13 protein-coding genes are annotated in these 23963 nt (G+C 50.4%); 4 read left to right on the forward strand and 9 right to left on the reverse strand.

Annotated features, from left to right (window positions below):
• Positions 1-28: 28 nt before the first annotated feature.
• Positions 29-9907, reverse strand: coding sequence for an Ig-like domain-containing protein (locus tag DCX48_07305; GenBank protein ID QXE14340.1), 9879 nt, complete (start codon positions 9905-9907; stop codon positions 29-31).
• A gap of 380 nt (positions 9908-10287) precedes the next feature.
• On the opposite strand from DCX48_07305, the gene DCX48_07310 reads away from it, so the two are divergent.
• The 3 genes from DCX48_07310 to DCX48_07320 all read left to right on the forward strand — a co-directional run bounded on the left by DCX48_07310 (position 10288) and on the right by DCX48_07320 (position 15283).
• On the forward strand, positions 10288-11640 hold the full coding sequence (locus tag DCX48_07310; protein QXE14341.1) for a channel protein TolC: 1353 nt from the start codon (positions 10288-10290) through the stop codon (positions 11638-11640).
• A gap of 78 nt (positions 11641-11718) precedes the next feature.
• The gene (locus DCX48_07315; GenBank protein QXE14342.1) at positions 11719-13935 is read left to right on the forward strand and encodes a type I secretion system permease/ATPase; all 2217 of its coding nucleotides are present in this window, start codon (positions 11719-11721) and stop codon (positions 13933-13935) included.
• Positions 13922-15283: an HlyD family type I secretion periplasmic adaptor subunit gene (locus DCX48_07320; GenBank protein QXE14343.1), complete on the forward strand. Its 1362-nt coding sequence runs from the start codon at positions 13922-13924 to the stop codon at positions 15281-15283. The genes DCX48_07315 and DCX48_07320 overlap by 14 nt, the downstream gene beginning before the upstream one ends.
• A 42-nt stretch (positions 15284-15325) precedes the next feature.
• Here DCX48_07320 and DCX48_07325 read toward each other — a convergent pair whose 3' ends face one another.
• Together DCX48_07325 and pdeH are read right to left on the reverse strand one after the other, a co-directional pair.
• Entirely contained in the window at positions 15326-16840 is a 1515-nt protein-coding gene (locus DCX48_07325) for a sensor domain-containing diguanylate cyclase (protein ID QXE14344.1), read from the reverse strand.
• Between the two features lie 787 nt (positions 16841-17627).
• Entirely contained in the window at positions 17628-18380 is a 753-nt protein-coding gene (gene pdeH, locus DCX48_07330) for a cyclic-guanylate-specific phosphodiesterase (GenBank protein ID QXE17176.1), read from the reverse strand.
• Between the two features lie 510 nt (positions 18381-18890).
• Here pdeH and DCX48_07335 point away from each other — a divergent pair.
• Complete coding sequence (locus tag DCX48_07335) at positions 18891-19151, forward strand: YfhL family 4Fe-4S dicluster ferredoxin (protein QXE14345.1); 261 nt, start codon at positions 18891-18893, stop codon at positions 19149-19151.
• A gap of 18 nt (positions 19152-19169) precedes the next feature.
• Here DCX48_07335 and DCX48_07340 read toward each other — a convergent pair whose 3' ends face one another.
• The 6 genes from DCX48_07340 to DCX48_07365 all read right to left on the reverse strand — a co-directional run bounded on the left by DCX48_07340 (position 19170) and on the right by DCX48_07365 (position 23951).
• The gene (locus DCX48_07340) at positions 19170-19550 is read right to left on the reverse strand and encodes a holo-ACP synthase (protein QXE14346.1); all 381 of its coding nucleotides are present in this window, start codon (positions 19548-19550) and stop codon (positions 19170-19172) included.
• Positions 19550-20281, reverse strand: coding sequence for a pyridoxine 5'-phosphate synthase (locus tag DCX48_07345; protein ID QXE14347.1), 732 nt, complete (start codon positions 20279-20281; stop codon positions 19550-19552). The genes DCX48_07340 and DCX48_07345 overlap by 1 nt, the downstream gene beginning before the upstream one ends.
• An 80-nt stretch (positions 20282-20361) precedes the next feature.
• Positions 20362-21099: a DNA repair protein RecO gene (gene recO, locus DCX48_07350; GenBank protein ID QXE14348.1), complete on the reverse strand. Its 738-nt coding sequence runs from the start codon at positions 21097-21099 to the stop codon at positions 20362-20364.
• An 11-nt stretch (positions 21100-21110) separates the two neighbouring features.
• Positions 21111-22016, reverse strand: a complete 906-nt coding sequence (locus tag DCX48_07355) for a GTPase Era (GenBank protein ID QXE14349.1) — start codon at positions 22014-22016, stop codon at positions 21111-21113.
• Positions 22013-22693 carry a ribonuclease III gene (locus tag DCX48_07360; protein QXE14350.1) on the reverse strand — a complete coding sequence of 227 codons (681 nt, stop codon included), beginning with the start codon at positions 22691-22693 and terminating at the stop codon, positions 22013-22015. The genes DCX48_07355 and DCX48_07360 overlap by 4 nt, the downstream gene beginning before the upstream one ends.
• Positions 22694-22985: 292 nt before the next feature.
• On the reverse strand, positions 22986-23951 hold the full coding sequence (locus DCX48_07365; GenBank protein ID QXE14351.1) for a signal peptidase I: 966 nt from the start codon (positions 23949-23951) through the stop codon (positions 22986-22988).
• Between the last annotated feature and the right edge of the window lie 12 nt (positions 23952-23963).

Below are 23963 nucleotides of genomic sequence, written 5' to 3' on the forward strand. Positions count from 1 at the left end.
CCAAATAGGCTCCTTTTTCCCTTTTCTATCAGCTAGATGGTTCAGGTTTGCTGACCAGACTCTCCAGCGACGGTAATGCACCGTTATAATGTTCCAACGTAATCGACACCGCAACCGTTCCGCCTTTATCCGCCGTAAAGTTCCCCGCAGTGCTAACTTCAATCGTCGGCGAGCCATGACTATCCGTGATGCGAATATAGCGGCTGATATCAGTTCCTTGTTCCAGTTCGCCAACCAGATCGCTTAAATCAATCCGGTCACCCTCTTTGGCATTAAAGTCTTTGATCACATCATTGCCGATATCACCAGCCTGCCACTTAAAGGTATCCGCGCCGGCCCCGCCGATGAGCGTATCGCTCCCTGCGCCGCCAATCAGGATGTCGTCTCCGCTACCGCCGTAGAGCAGGTCATTCCCCGCACCACCGTAGAGGGTATCATTTCCACCCTGGCCGAAAAGGATGTCATCCCCATCGCCGCCGTTGAGGATGTCATTTCCCCCTTTGGCTGACGAGAGATCAAACTCAGCACTATGCGACTCGATATAGTTATGCATGTCCTTCGTGGTCGGTACGCCCGTTTGCATAGCTAGCTGCTTACCGATGTAGTTTTGTAAGGCAGCGATGCCGCTACCATCGGTATTAGGGAACGACACGACATCGCCGAACAGAACATCATCGTTATACGTGCCGGATATAGTGTCATTACCCGCCGCACCGACACTCAATCCATACTGCTCAGCGCCTTCCGTCGAATAACCTGTTGCCGTATCGTGGTTGCCTATTTCTGTCGATGTTGCCTGCGCCACGACATTCAATTTACCCGCATCGGCTGGCACCTCAAGCGTAATCTTCCCGGCCAGCGTCTGAGCATTGTGCGCATTTTGAATCAGATACGAACCATCGGCGCCGACGGTATACTTCACATTGTTGATCTGGTCAGTCAGCACCGTTCCCGTCGGGATCCCCGTCAACCTAATCCCCGACAGCGTTTCGCTACCGTCACGGTCGGTCAGTGCGGCTGAAACATCGAGCGTATAGGTCTGTTTTCCCGCCTGACCGGGTACTTTTTCCACCGTCGCGCTATTGGTTCCGGGGGTATACGTCGAACCATCGCTGTAAATCACGCCTTCAATATTGTTGCTAACCTGATTCGTAAACGAGCCTGATTTACCACTGCTATCGGTATAATTAACCTTCAACCCATCCAGAGTGTTGACCGACGTGTTCGCATTGTTGTTCGTACTGTTGGTCGCGTTATAGGTGTAGCCCGTTTCCTTGATGACGAAAATGTAGTCAGAATGCGCGTTGCTGCCGTTACTGGTCCGGTTGCCGTTGAATGAATCCAAATCGCGGTGATCCTTGCGATCGGCCGCCCAGTCGCTCTGCCGATAAAAATAGCCGCTGTTAGAGTGCACAACGAAGATATCGCTGTAACTACCGTCGCCGCTGGTATTGCCCTGACTGTAATACGCCACCTTTCCGGTGCCGACCGCGACGATTTTTCCGTTCTGCACGTCAAAACCACCGTTAGCGCTTCCCCCATTCACCTTAATAACTTCCGCAGAGGCTGGCGTCGTGGTACCGCTACTGGTGTTCAGGCTCACGACTGGCGCATCGGCAACTGGCGTAATACCAATATGCAACGCGGCTTTATCGCCCGTATTCCCTGCACTATCGACAGGTCTGTAAGCAATGTCACCCAGCGATGCACCAGAGACATTACTCACTGGCGTAAAGCGTAGATCGGTGTTACCCGCCGTAAAGGTTTGGCCTGCGGCGACCGCTTTCCAACTCCCACTATCGTTAAAATAGAGCGTACCAACGCTGGCTGGCGGCAGAGACGAAATCACGATGCTTGTGGTATCACTCGATACGCCCAGATCGCTCCAACCAATATGTAGCGGTGTATCTTCCGCACCCGACACCGTATTGTTATGTGCAACTGGCGGCGTAATATCCATGATCGCTTGGCTGTTATCATGGGCTTGATTACCTGCCGCATCGGTCGCCGTTGCCCCTGCGGTAATCTTGCCTTCCGCTAACGTGCTTAGATCGACATTCGTCTGCCACTTGCCGTTTGTCACTGACACGTCATGCAGCGTAACCGACTTACCATTCACATCAGTAAAGACCAGATCAACCGTATTCTCGTTGCTGGTGCCACTGACTAGGGTATTTTTCGACTCACTCTGGCTGACATATCCATCGTTACCGGCAAAATTCGTAATATCAATTTCTGGAGCGATGGTATCCACAGCGTATGCATGATGGGTGTTCGCCGTGGTAGCGTTCCCCGCTGCATCGCGCGTGGTCACGCTGGCGCTAATATCACTATTACTCACCAGCACAGAACCCGGAACATTCACGCTCCAGGTTTTTCCGTCAGTATTGACGGTGGTCTGGTAAGTCTCGGTGCCAACGGTGACCGTCACCGCATCACCGGCTTTGACCTCGTTGCCGACCTTTCCAGTAACAGGGATCGTCTGTTTGGATTCGTTCGCGTTAATGACGTTATCGCTGGTCACATTATCGATAGAGATCGACGCCACTGGCGCCACAGTATCCACACCGTAAGCATGGTGCGAGTTAGCGGTCGTGACGTTGCCTGCGGTATCACGGGTGGTGACCGTCGCACTGACATCACTGTTCGCAGCCAGAACCGAACCTGGAACGTTGACGCTCCAGGTTTTGCCATCCGTATTCACCGTCGTCTGGTAGGTCTCGGTCCCCACGGTAACCGTCACCGCATCACCGGCTTTGACGTCGTTATCGACCTTACCGGTCACGGCGATGGTTTGCCCTGACTCGCTGGCGTTGATCACGTTGTCGCTGGTCACATTATCAATAACGATAGAAGCCACCGGAGCAACCGTATCCACACCGTAAGTGTGAGTAGCGTTTGCTGTAGTGACATTACCTGCGGTATCACGGGTCGTGATCGTTGCAATGACATCACCATTGGCGGCCAGCACCGTTCCCGGCACATTCACACTCCAGGTTTTACCATCCGTATTCACCGTGGTCTGGTAGGTCTCGGTGCCCACAGTGACCGTCACCGCATCGCCCGCTTTCACGTCGTTATCGACCTTACCGGTCACCGCAATCGTCTGGCCGGATTCAGCAGCGTTAATCACATTGTCGCTGGTGACATTATCGATAGAGATCGCCGCCGTTGGTGCCACGGTATCGACGCCGTAGGCATGACTGGTATTGGCGGTGGTCACGTTGCCGGCAGTATCGCGCGTGGTGACAGTGGCACTGACATCACCATTCGCTGCCAGCACCGATCCCGGCACGTTGACGCTCCAGGTCTTGCCATCCACATTGACGGTGGTCTGGTAGGTCTCGGTACCGACTTTTACCGTAATTGCATCACCGGCTTTGACGTCGTTATCGACCTTCCCCGTCACCGCAATCGTCTGACCAGACTCGCTGGCGTTGATCACGTTATCCGACGTGACATTATCGATTGAGATTGACGCCGTTGGCGCCACCGTATCCACGCCGTATGCGTGACTGGTGTTAGCAGTGGTCACGTTGCTGGCAGGATCGCGTGTCGTCACGGTCGCAGAAACATCACCGTTCACCGCTAATACGGAACCCGGCACATTCACACTCCAGGTCTTACCGTCGGTATTCACCGTCGTCTGGTAGGTCTCAGTGCCCACGGTGACCGTCACCGCATCACCGGCTTTGACGTCGTTATCGACCTTACCCGTCACCGCGATGGTCTGGCCGGATTCAGCAGCGTTAATCACATTGTCGCTGGTGACATTATCGATAGAGATCGCCGCCGTTGGTGCCACGGTATCGACGCCGTAGGCATGACTGGTATTGGCGGTGGTCACGTTGCCGGCAGTATCGCGCGTGGTAACGGTCGCACTCACATCACTGTTCGTTGCCAGCACCGATCCCGGCACATTCACACTCCAGGTTTTGCCATCCACATTCACCGTGGTCTGGTAGGTCTCGGTACCGACTTTTACGGTGACCGCATCGCCCGCTTTAACGTCGTTATCGACTTTACCGGTCACCGCGATGGTCTGGCCGGATTCGGCTGCGTTAATCACGTTATCGGACGTGACGTTATCAATAGTAATGGACGCGGTTGGCGCAACGGTGTCGACGCCGTAAGCGTGATTGGTATTGGCGGTCGTGACATTGCCAGCAGGATCGCGCGTGGTGACAGTGGCACTCACATCACTATTCGCTGCCAGAACAGCTCCCGGAACATTGACGCTCCAGGTCTTGCCGTCGGTATTCACCGTTGTCTGGTAGGTCTCGGTACCGACTTTCACCATCACCGCATCGCCCGCTTTGACGTCGTTATCAACCTTACCGGTCACCGCAATGGTCTGGCCGGATTCACTGGCGTTAATCACATTATCTGACGTCACATCGTCGATAGAGATGGACGCCGTTGGCGCAACCGTATCGACGCCATAAGCGTGGCTGGTATTGGCGGTGGTCACGTTACCCGCAGGATCGCGGGTGGTGACCGTCGCAGAAACATCACCATTGGCGGCCAGCACTGAACCGGGAACATTGACGCTCCAGGTCTTGCCATCAGGATTGACGGTAGTCTGATAGGTCTCGGTTCCGACTTTTACGGTGACTGCATCGCCCGCTTTAACGTCGTTATCGACGTTACCCGTCACCGCGATGGTCTGGCCGGATTCACTGGCATTAATCACGTTATCGGAGGTGACGTTGTCGATAGAGATTGACGCCGTTGGCGCAACCGTATCCACAGAGTAAGTGTGATTCGTGTTGGCGGTGGTCACGTTGCCTGCCGTATCGCGGGTGGTAACCGTCGCGCTCACATCACTGTTCGCAGCCAGCACCGAGCCCGGAACATTCACGCTCCAGGTTTTACCATCCACATTCACCGTGGTCTGGTAGGTCTCGGTACCGACTTTCACCGTCACCGCATCACCGGCTTTGACGTCGTTATCGACCTTCCCCGTCACCGCAATCGTCTGACCGGACTCTGTCGCGTTAATGACGTTATCGCTGGTCACATTATCGATTGAGATTGACGCCGTTGGCGCCACCGTATCTACGCCGTAAGCGTGAGTAGAATTGGCGGTGGTGACATTGCCTGCGGTATCACGGGTCGTGACCGTGGCACTGACATCGCCATTGGCGGCCAGCACCGAACCCGGCACATTCACACTCCAGGTTTTGCCATCCACATTCACCGTGGTCTGGTAGCTCTCAGTACCGACGGTAACCGTCACCGCATCACCGGCTTTGACGTCGTGATCAACCTTACCGGTAACGGCGATGGTCTGACCGGATTCACTGGCATTAATCACGTTATCCGACGTGACGTTATCAATAGTAATCGACGCGGTGGGTGCCACCGTATCGACGCCGTAAGCGTGAGTAGCGTTTGCTGTGGTGACATTGCCTGCGGTATCGCGCGTGGTGACCGTCGCACTCACATCACCGTTCGCCGCCAGCACCGCACCCGGCACATTCACGCTCCAGGTTTTACCGTCGGTATTCACCGTAGTCTGGTAGGTCTCGGTACCGACAGTAACAGTGATCGCATCGCCGGCTTTGACGTCGTTGTCAACGTTACCGGTCACCGCAATCGTCCGGCCCGATTCGCTGGCGTTAATCACGTTATCCGACGTCACATTATCAATGGTAATCGACGCCGTTGGCGCAACGGTATCGACACCGTAAGCGTGAGTGGTGTTCGCCGTGGTGGCGTTGCCTGCCGCATCGCGGGTCGTCACGGTCGCACTCACATCACCATTGGCGGCCAGCACCGATCCCGGCACATTCACGCTCCAGGTTTTACCGTCGGTATTCACCGTGGTCTGGTAGATCTCGGTGCCGACAGTAACGGTCACCGCATCACCGGCTTTCACTTCATTGCCGACGTTACCCGTCACCGCAATCGTCTGCCCGGACTCACTGGCGTTAATCACGTTATCCGAGGTGACATCATCGATAGCAATCGACGCGGTGGGCGCCACCGTATCGACACCGTAAGCGTGAGTAGAATTGGCCGTGGTGACGTTGCCTGCGGTATCGCGCGTGGTGACAGTGGCACTCACATCACTGTTCGCGGCTAATACCGCACCCGGCACATTCACGCTCCAGGTTTTGCCGTCGGTATTCACCGTCGTCTGGTACGTCTCGGTGCCAACAGTAACGGTCACCGCATCGCCCGCTTTGACCTCGTTGCCGACATTACCCGTCACCTCGATGGTCTGACCGGATTCAGCAGCGTTAATCACGTTATCGGACGTAACGTTATCGATTGAGATTGACGCGGTTGGCGCAACGGTATCGACACCGTAAGCGTGAGTAGAATTGGCCGTGGTGACATTGCCCGCCGCATCGCGCGTGGTGACCGTTGCACTGACATCACCATTCGTTGCCAGCACCGAACCCGGCACATTGACGCTCCAGGTCTTGCCGTCGGTATTCACCGTCGTCTGGTAGGTCTCGGTCCCCACGGTAACCGTCACCGCATCACCGGCTTTCACGTCGTTATCAACGTTACCGCTGACGGCGATGGTCTGGCCGGACTCAGCAGCATTAATCACGTTATCGGACGTGACGTTGTCGATAGTAATCGACGCGGTTGGCGCAACGGTATCGACACCGTAAGCGTGAGTAGAATTGGCCGTGGTGACGTTGCCCGCCGCATCGCGCGTGGTCACCGTGGCACTCACATCACTATTGGTAGCCAGCACCGATCCCGGCACGTTAACGCTCCAGGTCTTGCCGTCCACATTCACCGTAGTCTGGTACGTCTCGGTACCGACGGTGACCGTCACCGCATCACCCGCTTTCACGTCGTTATCGACCTTACCGGTGACGGCAATGGTCTGACCCGACTCGCTGGTGTTAATCACATTATCGCTGGTGACATTGTCGATAGAGATTGAGGCCGTTGGCGCCACCGTATCGACGCCGTAAGCGTGAGTAGCGTTTGCTGTGGTGACATTGCCTGCGGTATCGCGCGTGGTGACCGTCGCGGAGATATCCCCGTTCGTGGCCAGCACCGAACCCGGCACGTTCACGCTCCAGGTTTTGCCATCCACACTCACCGTGGTCTGGTAGGTCTCGCTACCGACGGTGACCGTCACCGCATCGCCGGCTTTCACATCGTTATCGACCTTACCGGTGACCGCAATCGTCTGACCCGACTCGCTGGCGTTAATCACGTTATCGGACGTGACGTTATCGATTGAGATTGACGCGGTTGGCGCAACGGTATCAACACTGTATGTATGACTGGCATTGGCCGTCGTCACATTGCCAGCGGTATCACGGGTCGTCACCGTGGCACTCACATCACCATTCGCAGCCAGTGCCGATCCCGGCACATTCACGCTCCAGGTTTTTCCATCGGTATTCACCGTGGTCTGGTAGGTCTCGGTACCCACGGTGACCGTCACCGCATCACCGGCTTTGACGTCGTTATCAACCTTACCGGTCACCACAATGGTCTGGCCCGACTCGCTGGCATTAATCACGTTATCCGACGTGACATTATCGATAGTAATCGACGCGGTGGGCGCCACCGTATCGACACCGTACGCGTGGCTGGTATTGGCCGTCGTCACGTTGCCCGCCGTATCGCGGGTGGTGACCGTGGCACTGACATCACTATTGGTAGCCAGCACCGTTCCCGGAACATCCACGATCCAGGTTTTGCCATCCACATTCACCGTGGTCTGGTAGGTCTCGGTACCGACGGTAACCGTTACCGCATCGCCGGCTTTCACGTCATTGTCGACGCTACCGGTCACCGCGATGGTCTGGCCCGACTCGCTGGCGTTAATCACGTTATCGGACGTGACATCGTCGATAGTAATCGACGCGGTGGGCGCCACCGTATCGACACCGTAAGTGTGAGTAGAATTGGCGGTGGTGATATTGCCTGCAGTATCACGCGTCGTGACCGTGGCCGAGATATCCCCGTTCGCAGCCAGCACCGTTCCCGGCACATTCACGCTCCAGGTTTTGCCATCCACATTCACCGTGGTCTGGTAGGTCTCGGTGCCCACGGTGACCGTCACCGCATCACCGGCTTTCACGTCGTTGTCAACGTTACCGCTGACGGCGATGGTCTGACCCGACTCGCTGGCGTTAATCACGTTATCCGACGTGACATTATCGATAGTAATCGACGCGGTGGGCGCCACCGTATCTACGTCGTATGCGTGAGTAGCGTTTGCTATGGTGACATTACCTGCGGCATCGCGCGTGGTGACCGTCGCACTGACATCACCGTTCGTCGCCAATACTGATCCCGGCACGTTCACACTCCAGGTTTTGCCATCCGTATTGACGGTGGTCTGGTAGGTCTCGGTACCCACGGTGACCGTCACCGCATCACCGGCCTTCACGTCGTTATCGACCTTACCGGTCACCGCAATGGTCTGACCCGACTCGCTGGCGTTAATCACGTTATCCGACGTGACATTATCGATAGTAATCGACGCGGTGGGCGCAACGATATCCACGCCATAAGCGTGGCTGGTATTGGCGGTAGTGATATTGCCGGCGGTATCGCGCGTAGTGACCGTCGCACTGACATCACCATTCGCCGCTAATACCGATCCCGGCACATTGACGCTCCAGGTCTTGCCGTCAGTATTCACTGTCGTCTGGTAGGTCTCGGTACCGACTTTCACGGTGACTGCATCGCCCGCTTTGACATCGTTATCGACATTACCCGTCACCGCGATGGTCTGACCCGACTCGCTGGCATTAATGACGTTATCGGAGGTGACGTTATCAATAGTAATCGACGCCGTGGGTGCCACCGTATCCACACCGTAAGCATGACTGGTATCGGCGGTAGTCACGTTGCCTGCCGTATCACGGGTAGTGACCGTCGCGGAGATATCCGCGTTCGCCGCTAATACGGTGCCCGGCACATTGACGCTCCAGGTCTTGCCATCGGTATTGACGGTGGTCTGGTAGGTCTCGGTGCCAACAGTAACGGTCACCGCATCGCCCGCTTTCACGTCGTTATCGACCTTACCGGTGACGGCGATGGTCTGGCCCGACTCGCTGGCATTAATCACGTTATCCGACGTGACATCGTCGATAGAAATTGAGGCAACGGGGGGCAAGGTATCAACTGTTACCGCTTCACTTCCCCCTGTGCCAGGAATGCCCGCAGCATCGGTGTAACTGCCGTCAGGGATGCTGACACGGACTTCTCCCTCAAAATTGGCGGCTGGCGTCAATGTCGCCGTCCAGCGGGTAGGATCGCTAGGGTCTTGTACCAGATTCGTTATGGAGCCATTTGTTACACTGACATCACTGAGGTCAAAACCGACGGGGGGTCTTGTGAAAACAAAACTGATTGTGCCGTCACTATTGATGATAATGGTGACAGAAGACGGTGTGGTATCGGTAATATCCGTTGCGGCAGTAAGCAACGTAGATGAATCTGCGCCATCCAGAACAGATGAAGCTCTGTCAGTAAACGATATACCTGCCGTATCATAACCAATCGGGGCCGTCACGACATCACCCGTTAGGTCCAGTACCACCGTTGAATTGAAATGCCCGCCACCGCCGTCACCTGCTTCGCCAGTGTTATCATTACCAGCGGCAGTCGCCTCTAGCACTTGCGTTGGGTCGGCACCCTGAGCGATAGCATCTTGTATAGCAGCGACATCATTGGCGACATCCGCATTTTTCTGAGAAGACGCACTGCTTACATCGCTCCAGCGGCTATCGCGTCCCAGATCCAGTGTCTTGCCATCTGGCAACGTGATTGAAACCGCGCCGTTAGCCCCGGTTACCACTTCTTCACCGCTGTAAACCCGATCGCCAGCAACCAACAGTCTCTGGCTCCCATCAAGCGCGACGATAAAAACCTGTCCAATAACGAATTTAATGACGCCAATCACACTATTCAAAATTCTTTCCCCTTGATATCTATAATTATTTTTGTGATATTGAGATATTGCAGCTATAGATTTTGGCTATCATCCTGATAAAGTTGATTTGCTGTGTGTCGTCCTGACATTTAAAAAAAAACGCTACGATAGTGCTGCCGTTATGCGTCAAACGCTTGACTCAATGAGCGATATAATAAAAAATTCAGAATATTCTTTCCAGAACTTTACTCACTTAGAGTAGCCCTTATTTTTCTTGTATTAGGGCCCTTCAGGAATTGAAGTTAACACATTGATATAAAACGAATAAAATCAAATCAATTCGTTAAGCGCTTATATAACACCCAAGCACCCTAATAGGAATAATCACAAATAAAGTTTTTTGTGAAGGAAAACTGCTGATGATTCGTAGATACCGTTTTATTTTATTACCTTTTATTACTTTTTTTTCCACAGCGACGTATGCCGATACGATCCAAGAAGCAATAAAAAGTACGCTCTACACACATCCCGAAGTGAGCGCATCCATTAATAGCCGTTTTTCTGCCGAACACGATTTGCGCGCAGCAAAAGGTGGATATCTTCCTTCCATCACGCTGAGTGCAGGTGCTGGCCGCGAAGAGACAGACAGCCCCTCAACACGCTCCAGTATCAATAAACGTGTTGAGCTAAGCAGACAGGAATCAAGCATCAATCTGAGCCAGACGGTATTTGATGGCTTTGCCACTTCCAGCGAAGTGGGCAGACAGCGTGCGACTGTTAATTCACGTGCCTATAAAGTATTAAATACCAGTGAAGCAACGGCGTTAGATGCTGTTCAGGTGTACCTCAATGTGCTGCAACGCCAGGAATTCGTGCGTTTAGCAGAAGCCAACCTTACAAGCCATGAGCGTATTTACGATCAAATAAAGCTGCGCAGCGAGCAAGGCGTTGGGAGATTGGCCGATCTGGATCAGGCTGAAGCGCGTTTAGCACAAGCGCGCAACAACATGCTGACAGAAAAAACCAATCTGGATGATGCCAAAATCAACTACATGAGCGTTGTAGGGAAAGTACCTGAGAGTTTGGTCGTGCCCGATGCGTCTGCGATAAAACTCCCCGCCTCATTGGAGGAAGCACAGCGCATCATGCTGGCGAACAGCCCGGCGCTGAAATCTGCAGAGTCAGATATTGAAGCCACTCAGCAACAGTATGAAACTTCAAAATCAACGTTTTATCCACGTCTCAATGTTGAACTCTCTCGCACAATGGATAACAACGTTGACGGGACACGCGGCCAAAACAATGAGTGGCAGGCGATGCTACGGATGCGCTACAACCTGTATGAAGGCGGTAGCAGCAAGGCCAACATGGAATCCAAAGCTTATCAGGTAAAAGAAGCACAGGATGTCCGAAATAATGCTCTGCGCCTGCTGAATGAAGAACTCAAGCTAGCCTGGTCAGCGTTAAACAACTCCCGTCAGCAGGTTCCGATTGCCGCTGAATACGCGGACCGCAGTATGAAAGTACGTACCGCCTATCAGAAGCAATTTGGTCTGGGGGAAAGGACGCTATTGGACTTGCTAGACAGCGAAAACGAGCTATTCACCGCGCAACGCCGTCTGGTCGAGGTTCGCTTCATCGCCCTCTATACCGAATACCGGATCACATCACGCATGGGAGAGCTATTAAACCGTTTATCGATCCCAGCTCCTGATGCGGGTACCAGCTTGACAAACATGACAACCCACGCAGAGTTGCCAAGCCTCAATTAATATATTTCATTAGTCAGACGGCGATAAATTATGGTTTATATGCGAGTGAATTACGTTGCGTAAGGGACGTTCAGTTAAATGAAGTTGCATTCAGTAGAAGAGACGAAGGGTTCTGATGAATCAGTCGCCCATGAGCCTATCGTTCATGAACCCATCGTCTATGAAAATAGCGACCCTCGCAGCCGTCACGATGATCCTTTATTGGATAGTTTGCTGATCCTCTGTACTTTACAGGGGAAATCCGTCAGCCGTACTACACTCACCGCCGGGCTACCGTTAGCCAACCAGAGGTTGTCCGTAAAATTGCTCCCAAGAGCCGCTGCACGTGCGGGATTACAAGGACGCGTTCTCAAGCGTTCTCTGAATAAAATTTCTGAGATGTCGCTCCCTGCAATGCTGTTATTACGGGAAGGAAGAGCGGCGATTCTGTTAGGTTGGAACCCTGACGGTAGTGCACGCCTGATGCCCAGTGAGACAGAAGGCGGAGAAATTTCCGTTGAGCACAATACACTGCAACAAAATTACCTTGGTTTGGTGATGTTCGCCCAGCCTCGCCATCAGTTCGATCTACAGAACCCGTCTCTGATTCCTCGCACCAAATCCTGGTTCAAGGATACGCTTAAGCTTTCACGTTCGCTCTATCTCGATGCCATTCTCGCCAGTTTACTGGTGAACATTATCGCGCTTGCCACACCGTTGTTCGTGATGAATGTCTATGACAGGGTCGTGCCTAATCAGTCAACAGCGACATTGTGGGTGCTGGCTATCGGCGTTACCGGTGCTTTTGTTTTCGATTTGATACTCAAAACACTGCGCGGCATTTGTCTCGATATGGCGGGCAAAAAAACCGATCTGATTATTTCAGCCACGTTATTTGAACGTATTACCGGTATGTCGATGAAGGCTCGGCCAGCACGGGTCGGTAGCTTTGCACAAAATATCCATGAATTTCAGTCGCTCAGAGATTTCCTTTCTTCACTGACGCTGACGACGCTGATCGATTTTCCTTTTACGCTGCTTCTGCTGTTGGTTATCGGCATCATCGGCGGCCCACTGGTCTGGGTTTCCATACTGGCCTACCCGATTGCCCTATTGGCGAGTTGGGCGATGCAAAAACCGCTGTCCGCTACGATCGAGAAAACGATGCACCTTGCCAGTGAACGGCAGGCTACGTTGATCGAAACGTTGAGCTGTCTGGATGCGATCAAGGTCAACAATGCGGAAAGCGAACGGCAGCACCAGTGGGAACAGACGATTGGCAGCCTGAGCAAGCTGGAAATGCGGGTGAAAGCGTTATCCTCACTGGCGGTGAATCTGACGCAGTGGTTCCAGCAATTTGCTGGCGTTGCCATGATTGTCGTCGGTGTCTATATGCTGATTAACGGCAAACTCAGCATGGGTGGACTTATTGCCTGTTACATGTTGAACGGCAGAGCGCTCATGCCGTTAGGCCAACTGTCTGGCTTGGTCAGCCGTTACCAGCAGGCACGTTTAACGATGCAAACGACTGAACAGATGATGCAACTGCCGCAAGAACGTAGCGATAACGAACGCCCACTAAAGCGCGAAAGCATCCGAGGTGGCATCGAATTTCGCGATGTGACGTTCAATTATCCAGAACAAAAAACCAGTTCGCTGCAAAGCATCAGCCTGACTATCGCTCCCGGCGAGAAAGTGGGCGTCATTGGCCGCAGCGGCTCCGGTAAAAGTTCGCTACAAAAGCTGATCGTGAATCTCTATCAGCCGGATGCGGGCAATATTCTGATCGATGGTGTCGATGCCCGTCAGTTGGATGTCAGCGATTTGCGCCACAATATTGGCTATGTTCCTCAGGATATTCAGTTATTCAGCGGATCGCTGCGCAATAATCTCATTAGCGGCGCACGCTATGTCGAAGACGAAGCTATGTTGCGAGCCGCCGAAATTTCTGGGGTGAACGAGTTTGCACGTCTGCACCCCGATGGTTACAACCTTCAGGTTGGCGAACGTGGTCAACAACTCTCCGGCGGGCAGCGTCAGGCTGTCGCAATAGCCAGGGCGCTGTTGCTCGATCCGCCGATTCTGGTGCTCGATGAACCCACCAGTTCGATGGATAACACCAGCGAAGATCGACTAAAGCAGGCTCTGGCCCCCGTGATTGCCGAGAAAACGCTCTTGCTGGTCACCCATCGGGTTTCCATGCTAGCGCTGGTCGATCGTTTAGTGATTGTCGACAGAGGTAAAATTATTGCTGATGGGCCGAAAGCGATCGTGATGGACGCGTTGAAGAAGGGGCAGATCAATGCGTCTCGGTAAATATATCAAACGAATCAAACGATATTTTGTCGGCGGAGACGAAGAAAGCCTGCAAACGATGCCAGAAGTGAGTCGGGCAATGGCTGAGGATTCGCCACGCTCTATTCGCTTCACGCTATGGGCTATCGGTGCTTTTTTCCTGTTTTTCATCCTGTGGGCCGGGCTTGCGAATATTGATGAAGTCACTCGGGGCGATGGGAAAGCGATCCCTTCTTCTCGGCTACAAAAAATCCAAAATCTGGAAGGTGGCATTGTCACAGAAGTGTTCATCCGTGAGGGTCAGGTGGTTAATGCAGGCGACCCTTTACTGCGCCTTGATGATACGCGTTTTGCTTCTAACGTCGGTGAAACCGAAGCCGATCGGCTTGCGCTACTGTCACGAATTGAGCGCCTGACTGCCGAAATCAGCGGTCAGGAGTTAGTGCTTTCAGAAGAAATTACGACGCAAGCACCTAAAGTCGCGGCAGGAGAAAAAGAGCTTTATAACAGCCGCCGTCAGCAGCTTCATAATGAGATATCCGGCTTGGAAGAGCAGTTGATTCAGCGCCGTCAGGAACTGAGGGATTTCTCTGCCAAGGAGATTCAGTTCCGCAATAGTCTAGGCCTGCTTCAGCAAGAAATTAAAATGTCAGAACCGCTGATCGCAGAAGGCGCCATTTCTAAAGTAGAAGTTTTACGCCTGCGCCGTGCTGAAGTCGAAACCCGTGGTCAGCTTGATTCTATCAAACTCTCCATACCACGGGCGGAGTCCGCGACTAAAGAGAGCGAGAATAAAATAGAGGAAACGCGCAGCCGCTATAGAAGCGAAGCGTTATCTCAGCTCAGCGAAGCACAAACTAACCTAAACAAAATTGAAGCCACGGGTAAAGCACTCGAAGATCGCGTAAACCGAACGCTGGTTGTGTCTCCTGTTCGCGGTATCGTGCAGCAGGTTTTGGTGAATACCATCGGTGGAGTGATTCAACCGGGTAGTGATCTGGTGGAAATTGTTCCGCTGGATGACAAATTGTTAGTCGAAGCTAAAATTCGCCCTCAGGATATTGCCTTTTTGCACCCAGGTCAGGATGCCATAATAAAATTGACAGCCTATGACTACACCATCTACGGCGGTTTAAAAGGTCAGTTGGAACAAATTAGCCCAGACACCGTAACGGATAAAGAAGGGAATAGTTTTTATATTATTCGGCTACGGACTGATAAGAATTATTTAGGTTCAGCCGATAAACCCCTTCTTATCATTCCTGGCATGGTGGCCTCTGTTGATATAATAACGGGAAAGAAAACCATCCTCAGTTATTTGTTAAAGCCGATTATTCGCGCAAAAGCAGAAGCACTACGCGAAAGATAATAAAAAGGCGCTCAATTGAGCGCCTTTTTTCTATTCTATTTGTTAGTGATCGTTCATGCTGTGATAAATCTGAGTTTGGCTTCGCCCCATAGCTTTAGCCTGATACATGGCAGAATCGGCATTAATTGCCAACGTCAGAGAGTCGGAACCGTGCTCTGGGTACAGAGCAATACCGATACTGCATGATATATCAAGCATTTTACCATTGATCTCAAAAGGTTTATTCAACGCGTTATGAATTTTATCTGCAACATAAAGTGTATTATCAATTTCTTTAATGCCCTGAAGCAGAATAATGAATTCATCACCGCTACGGCGATATACCGTATCTGAATCCCTAACCGCACCACGCATACGTGCAGCGGCTTCTTTTAATAGCAAATCTCCGACAGCATGTCCGAATGAATCATTTATCTGTTTAAATTTATCGAGATCCAAGAACATCAGCGCGATTTTCCTGCCTGTTTGTTTAGATAACAAAATCGCCTGTTCCATTTGCTCGGCGAACGTCAGGCCGTTAGCCAATGATGTTAATGAGTCATAGTGCGCCAGTTGCCGATAGTGTTCCTCGCTGCGCCGCAGCATATCGATGGCATGATAGCGCTCAATAGCGATCGCAATCAGCTGTGCCGATTTCTCTATAGAGAAAATTTCGTCTTCGGTCGGCACATACACTTTGCGGTGGTAAACACTTAAAACACCTAATATTTCTTTGTTCTGACCGATGATAGGTTCAGACCAACAGGAACGCAGCCCAGCATATAATGCGAGCCCTTTGTACAGCGACCAATGTGGATGAACTGAGATATCATCAGCGACTACGCGTTTACCGGTATAAGCCGCTGTCCCAAAAGAAGCGACACCGTCGGCAATTTTCACGTTGTGAATGGCATTTTTATAAAAACCCGGCAGGCTCGGCGCAGATCCAAGCGTCAGACATTTCTTGTCTTTATCAACTAGCAGTACAGAACAGACAATACGGCCAGGGTTTTTTTCCTCAACGCTGAAAATGATCGCATCCAGGATATCCTTCAGCGGCGCACCGCTTGATAACAGCTCTAGCGCACGATTGTATGAATTATCATGATGCTCCTGTGATTTTCGCTCCGTAATATCTAATTTAATGCCGACATACTGGGTCGTGTTACTCGCCTTATTATATATTTTAACGATATTGGCCTTTTCCCAATACAACTGCCCATCTTTACGTCGGTTAACGAACTCACCACTCCAAACATTACCTTTATTTATGGTAGCCCACAGATCTTCATAGACGCTGGCATTGGTCATACCGGAGTTTAATATATTTGTTTTTTTGCCAATAACCTCATCCGGCATATAGCCAGACATGGTAATAAACTGACGATTTACATAAATAATTTCACAATTTTCATCTGCGATCATAATTGAGGCAGGACTATATTCCATTGCAAAGAAAGTCATGTTGAGAAAATCTTGTTTTTTCTGCTCAGTTTTAAACTTTTGTTTAATTTTTCTATTTTTTACAGAAGAAAACAATAACAGTAGCAATAGTAGGGTTATTATAATTTCATACACAATAACACTCTCCTCAGGCCCGGGTGGTCCTGATCGTACAAATCACAACGCTGATGACGAAAAATCTCGGTAACAAACCCCCACCCCGTAGATTTTCAGGGTTGGTGCATTTCCGGAGAGCAGAAAGGATGAAAGAAAAAACGCTCCATGAAGCAGGAGTATTTAGAAACATAGCAACGTCAGCATAAAGCCCTCGCATATCACTGTGCGCAAATAAAAACAGCAAATTCAAAAGAGTATCTTAATTTAATAGTAGTAATTGTTCGGGTTATAAGCTTCTCTAATGGAATAAAAGAATATTCCTAAAGGTACATAGCAATATATTCTGAACGTCAATTTTTTGTAAGCAAATCAATTATACCAATAAGTATCATTGTTTTAATCAACAAAATCTATCACAAAATGATTTTTGATCGTTAACAGTAAACATTATATTTTTTTACCATTAAAAATCAAATAATTAAAAGAAAAAAATAAAATCATTAACGCAAACCTCCGATTATATATGTCATAATTTGATGCAAAATCTGCAGCCCTCCTTTCTTTAGCCTCTTTAAAATTAAACACCGTCATAACAAATAAAATAAGAATCAAATAACAAAAATAAAACAAAAAACAGCATTTTACTTTGTCACCTAGAGGAAAAATCAAAATACTTTAGTTGAGTGTTTTTTATACAAAAATGAAACGTTAGGGAATATAATGAATTGATATGGCGAAGGGCGAGCGGGGAACCGATAGCAGTACGTTAATAAGTAAAGTGATAGCCTAAACAACAGGTTATCACCTAAAGTTCAGGCTTCAATGCTTCAAAATTCTCAAATGGCTGGGGACGCGAGAGGTAGTAACCTTGGGCAGCATAAGCATGTGATGCCTGAACAATCGCCCATTCCTCCTGTGTTTCAATTCCCTCAATCACCACATAATTGCAAAAGCGCGATAGTAAAGCGATCAGAGCAGGAAAAACGGTCCGACCCTCACTACTTTGTTGTAGGAGAATAAAAAGCTCACGCGCCACTTTGATACAGTCATACTGAGCCAGCATAAGTGATGAAAAATTCGCCATACCGCAGCCAAAATCATCCAGCCACAAGGTTTGTGCTTCAGGGAGCTTGGTTAATATTTCTTTCGGCAGCCCTCCCTGATTTTCGACCATTTCAAAACGAATCCAGGGCATCGCTGCGATCAGGCGCTTGGCTTCCAAATTATTCTGTAACGCCAGTAACGTCATGCCATCAATGTTGACAGAGGCAAAAAGATCGTCGCGAATAAATCGAAAATTCCACTGAGATAAAAGTTGCAGTTGTTCTACAATAATTAGAAGGCGGGTTTCAACATCAATATTTGCGAAGTATTTTTCAGGAGAGATAAATTTTTGCGGCAGGGTAGGAGAAAAAACGGAAGTCAGTAACTCAATAGCCATTAATTTACCTGATGTTCGGTAAATGGGCTGAAAAGTATACCGCCGTTGGCATTGGTGCCAGTAATCAGCGCCTAATGCTTCAGCGCTTCCCTGTTGGAAAAATCCTGCCCCAACCAGATTAAGATGACCTTCCTGCTGCACTATGAGTTCCGCCATTAAACTGACACTATTAGTTATAAAATTATATCATATGGACATGCACCGTCATTGACTCTCCAGATGCAAACGTCATCGGTAATACCAATTAAATCGATGTCCATCGATATTACAAAAATAAGTGGTTCAATATCACAACTAAATTTATTTAAATTGTAAATCAATAAATTAAAACCCAATAAACACAGTCGCACTGGCTGATTGATACAGTCTAAAGCATACGTATAAAACCAATTTAACGAACAGATGGTAATTTTACCCTGTAACCTCACTATTTATGCAGCCAATAGGTTGCATGCTGAAGATCTCCGAAAACACAAAAAACTCACAGTAAGATGCTTCGAAAGAGAGGTGCGTTGAAGACAACAGGGGGGCAGTCGACAATATATTATCGATCAATAACTGTTACGCGTGTCTAAACGGGCATCAGCGGGTATAATCTGCGCCCTGTTTGTAAGGTAGAAGAACATCATGGCGTTACTCATCACCCATAAATGCATCAACTGTGACATGTGCGAGCCTGAGTGCCCTAATCAGGCCATCTCCATGGGCATGGACATTTATGAAATAGATACCACTCTCTGTACTGAGTGCGTTGGCCACTACGATACGCCTACATGTCAGAAAGTTTGTCCCATCGACAATACGATCGTCAAAGATCCAAACCATGTTGAAGGGAATGAGCAGCTGTGGGAAAAATATGTGCTAATGCACCACGCCGACAGGATTTGAGAATCCATTGACGAACGGTCAGCTTTCGATAATCACCGTCGCACAGGCATAGCGTCTTTCATCAGCCAGTGTCACATGTACATGTCTGACACCCATCTGTTCAGCCAACTCTGCCGCTTTAGCAAAAAACCGCAGACAGGGTTTACCCAGTTCATCATTAAAGACTTCAAACTGGTTGAACGCGAGCCCGTTGCGAATCCCCGTACCGAACGCTTTTGCTGCCGCTTCTTTCACGGCAAAACGCTTGGCGAGGAAACGGACAGGCTGCTGGTGCTGCTGATAATGCGCCCATTCAGCATCCGTCAGAATACGGCGAGCCAATCGCTCGCCTGAACGTTCAATCACAACCTCGATACGGGCGATTTCGACAATATCCGTTCCTAGCCCAAGAATCGCCATCAGCGGCGTGCTTCCCGCATCAGACTCTTCATTTCGGCAACCGCATCCTTCAGCCCGCTTATCACCGCACGCCCGATTATCGCATGCCCGATGTTTAATTCGTGCATTTCCGGCAGCGCCGCAATAGGCAGGACATTATGGTACGTCAAACCGTGACCGGCATTAACTTTGAGCCCTTTCGCCGCTGCGTAAGTCGCAGCATCACGAATGCGCTCGAACTCATGCTGACGAGTTTCATCATCTGGCGCATCAGCATACGCCCCAGTATGGATTTCGATATAGGGCGCACCGCTGGCAACGGCGGCATCAATTTGCCGTTTATCCGCATCAATAAAGAGCGAAACCAGTATGTTAGCCTGGCTAAGTCTGGCTACTGCGTTACCAATTTTGTCCTGCTGCCCTGCCACATCTAACCCGCCTTCTGTTGTCACTTCCTGGCGTTTTTCCGGTACCAGACAGCAAAAATGCGGCTTCACTTCACAGGCGATGTTCAGCATTTCTTCCGTGACGGCCATTTCCAGATTCATACGGGTTTGGAGTGTCTCTCTCAGGATCCGCACATCACGATCCGTAATATGGCGACGATCTTCACGCAAATGCACAGTGATACCATCCGCTCCCGCCTGCTCGGCGACAAAAGCCGCCTGAACGGGGTCGGGATACGGTGTTCCACGTGCATTACGCAGTGTCGCAATGTGATCGATATTAACGCCAAGCAACAGTTCAGCCATGATAAATCCTCGGTAAAGTCATGCACGGTACGTGGCAGTTTACACCGATGTCACAGCGTCAGGGTACTGACGAAAGGGGATTATTTATCAGAAGAAGTGGGTTTGGACAAATTAGCAGCAGGAACGAACTGTCGGAACAGTTCACGACTTTTCAGCGGTTTTCCACCCAGATACGGCTTTAACGCGATGCGGGTGAAACGCTTTGCTGCCTTCAGTGTGCCAACATCAGGAAATTCACGCGACGCCAGTGAATGTAACTCATGCCCGGTAAAACTTTTATTATCGACAACCAAACTGGCAGTAAACCCTCTTTCCTCTCGATACTGATAGGTCATGGTATCTGCCACGGGTTCACCGCTGCCAGCACAATGCAAGAAATCAACGCCGTATCCCAAATAGCCCAATAACGCTAACTCAAAGCGCCTTAATGCCGGTTCTGGAGAAGCATCCTGTGCAGCAAGATGTTGTAAACAGTGGAGATAATCGAAGAAAAGAGCGGAATAATTGGTTTCATGTTCCAGCACGCGAGCCAGCAGTTCGTTAACGTATAAACCGCTATACAGCATCGAGCCAGTCAGTGGCAGCGCCAGCGAGACGGGCTCCGCACTGCGTAACGTTTTCACTTCACCCCGCCCGCTCCAACGCACCAGCAACGGAGTGAAAGGCTGTAAACAACCTTTCAGGCTAGAACGGCGAGCTCGTGCGCCTTTGGCAAGCACACGAACACGACCATCGCTTTCACTAAACAGATCCAGCAATAAACTAGTTTCACTATAAGGTCGCCCATGTAAGACAAATGCGCGTTGCCAGCCTTCCATCGGCGTGAACCTTACAAGTCTTCGCTATAACCCAAGCTACGCAGGGCACGTTCGTCATCTGCCCAGCCGGATTTCACTTTGACCCACAGCTCAAGGTGCACTTTGGCCTCGAACATCTCTTCCATATCCTGACGAGATTCGATACCAATAGTTTTAATCTTGGAACCTTTGTTGCCAATGACCATCTTCTTCTGGCCTTCACGTTCAACCAGAATCAGGCCATTGATGTCATAACCGCCGCGTTCGTTAGTCACAAAACGTTCGATTTCGACCGTTACGGAATATGGTAATTCTTCACCCAGAAAACGCATCAGCTTTTCACGGATAATTTCCGATGCCATAAAACGCTGTGAACGATCGGTGATGTAGTCTTCTGGGAAGTGATGCGTTGCTTGTGGTAAGTGCTTACGCACAATGCTGGCAATCGTATCAACATTCGAGCCCTTCTCCGCAGAGATCGGGACGACATCAAGGAAGTCCATCTGTTGGCTGAGGAACTGGATGTGCGGCAGTAACTTGGTTTTATCCGTGACGTTATCGACTTTATTGATCGCCAACAGCACAGGAAGTTTCTGATCGCGCAGTTTATTCAACACCATGTCATCGTCGTCGTTCCAGTGTGTACCTTCAACAACGAAAATGATCAGCTCAACGTCCCCCATCGAACTGCTAGCTGCACGATTCATCAGGCGGTTAATCGCCCGTTTTTCTTCAATATGCAGCCCCGGCGTATCCACATAGATAGCCTGATAAGGCCCTTCAGTGTGAATACCCATAATGCGGTGCCGCGTCGTCTGGGGCTTACGTGACGTAATAGAGATCTTCTGCCCCAGTAATTGATTCAATAACGTCGATTTTCCGACATTGGGTCGACCAACAATCGCGACAAAACCGCAGTGTGTCTGTACTTCGCTCATTCAAGCTCCAGTTTTTTCAACGCTTGTTCAGCCGCAGCCTGTTCGGCTTTACGACGACTCGATCCAGTGCCAATGACCGACTCACTAAAGCCGCTCACCTGACAGTGGATAGTAAATTCCTGATCGTGTGCTTCCCCACGAACCTGCACCACCAGATAGGTTGGCAAAGGTAAGTGGCGCCCTTGCAGAAATTCCTGCAACCGCGTTTTTGGATCTTTTTGCTTATCGCCAGGACTGATTTCATCCAGACGCGTTTGATACCAATTCAGGATCAAACGTTCGATATTCAGGATGTCACTGTCGAGGAAAATACCACCAATCAGCGCTTCGACCGTATCAGCCAAGATCGATTCACGACGGAAACCACCGCTTTTTAATTCGCCGGGACCGAGGCGCAAGCACTCTCCCAGTTCGAATTCACGCGCGATTTCGGCCAGGGTATTTCCCCGCACCAGCGTCGCCCGCATCCGGCTCATATCCCCTTCATCAACTTTGGGGAAACGGTCATACAGCGCATTGGCGATCACAAAACTCAGGATGGAGTCACCCAGGAATTCAAGCCTTTCATTATGTTTGCTGCTGGCGCTACGATGCGTCAACGCCTGTAACAAAAGCTCGTACTGCTGAAAAGTATAGCCCAGCTTTCTTTGTAAACGATTTATCAGGATGGGATTCATGTGTTACCAATAGATCAACGATGCGTCAAAAACAGCAGCATACGGAACAGCCCTGCTTACCAACTCGGTCAAAACTGTTTCGTTTGCATTGGCTCCCATAAGGGAGCCTGCCTTTCTGCCCGTCATACTTCGCGTTGCATGTTCGTTAGCGTGGTTCAAACGATAACGTTTTATCCTGCAATTTGTATTATTTAGGGCACGTTCTTTCAAAAAGAACATTTCAGAAAATATTCTACAACGGACAGCATCAGAATGCTGCCTGTATCTTATTTTGATCAATGCTTACTTTTGATTAATGAATACCACCGATGCGACTCAAACGTACACCGGTAGGCCATTCACCTTCCTGTTTCTCAAAACTCATCCAGATAGCGGTGGCTTTACCGACCAGATTTCTCTCCGGTACAAAGCCCCAATAGCGACTATCCAGACTGTTGTCTCGGTTATCACCCATCATGAAGTAGTGCCCTGCCGGGACAACCCATGTCGCAAGCTGCTGCTGCGATTGCTGATAATAACCACCAAGCTGATCCTGCTGGCCCGGTACTAACAAAATATTATGTGTGACATTGCCTAATGACTCTTTGCGCGCACCCATGCGAGTGCCATCTACACTGTTGTCATTGGCAGGCACCTGATAGAAACCGCCACGCGATTCCCCCCCAGGCTGATTGAAGGTCTGAACAAAGTCGCTAGGTTGCACATTACTATATGTGACCGCCAATGCCGTATCACATGCCTGCAGCCCCTGACAGGATGGACGAATCGTGACCTGCTTGGTAATCGGGTTATAGCTAACGCGATCGCCCGGTACACCAACCACGCGCTTGATAAAGTCCACTTTAGGATCGGACGGATATTTAAACACCACCACGTCTCCACGCTTCGGATGCCCCGTTTCGATCAGCGTCTTTTGCGTGAAGGGTTCTTTAATGCCATAGGCAAATTTTTCCACCAGAATAAAATCACCGATCAACAGCGTCGGCATCATCGAACCGGATGGAATTTGAAACGGCTCATAAATAAAAGAGCGCACAACCAATACCAGAGCAACGACAGGGAATACGGATGCTATCGTCTCAATCCAGCCTGGTTGTTCAATGGCTTTCGATGAAATCGCTCCATCGGCCAGATCGGCACCGCTCATAGCGGCAAATTTTTTCCGACGAGCGGGTTCCCAAACGAAGCGCTCTAAACACCAGACAATCCCCGTGACCAGCGTCACTAATGCCAGAATTACGGCAAACATATTGGCCATGCCAACTCCTCA

It is taken from the genome of Pectobacterium atrosepticum (assembly GCA_019056595.1).
In the GTDB taxonomy this organism is placed as follows: domain Bacteria; phylum Pseudomonadota; class Gammaproteobacteria; order Enterobacterales; family Enterobacteriaceae; genus Pectobacterium; species Pectobacterium atrosepticum.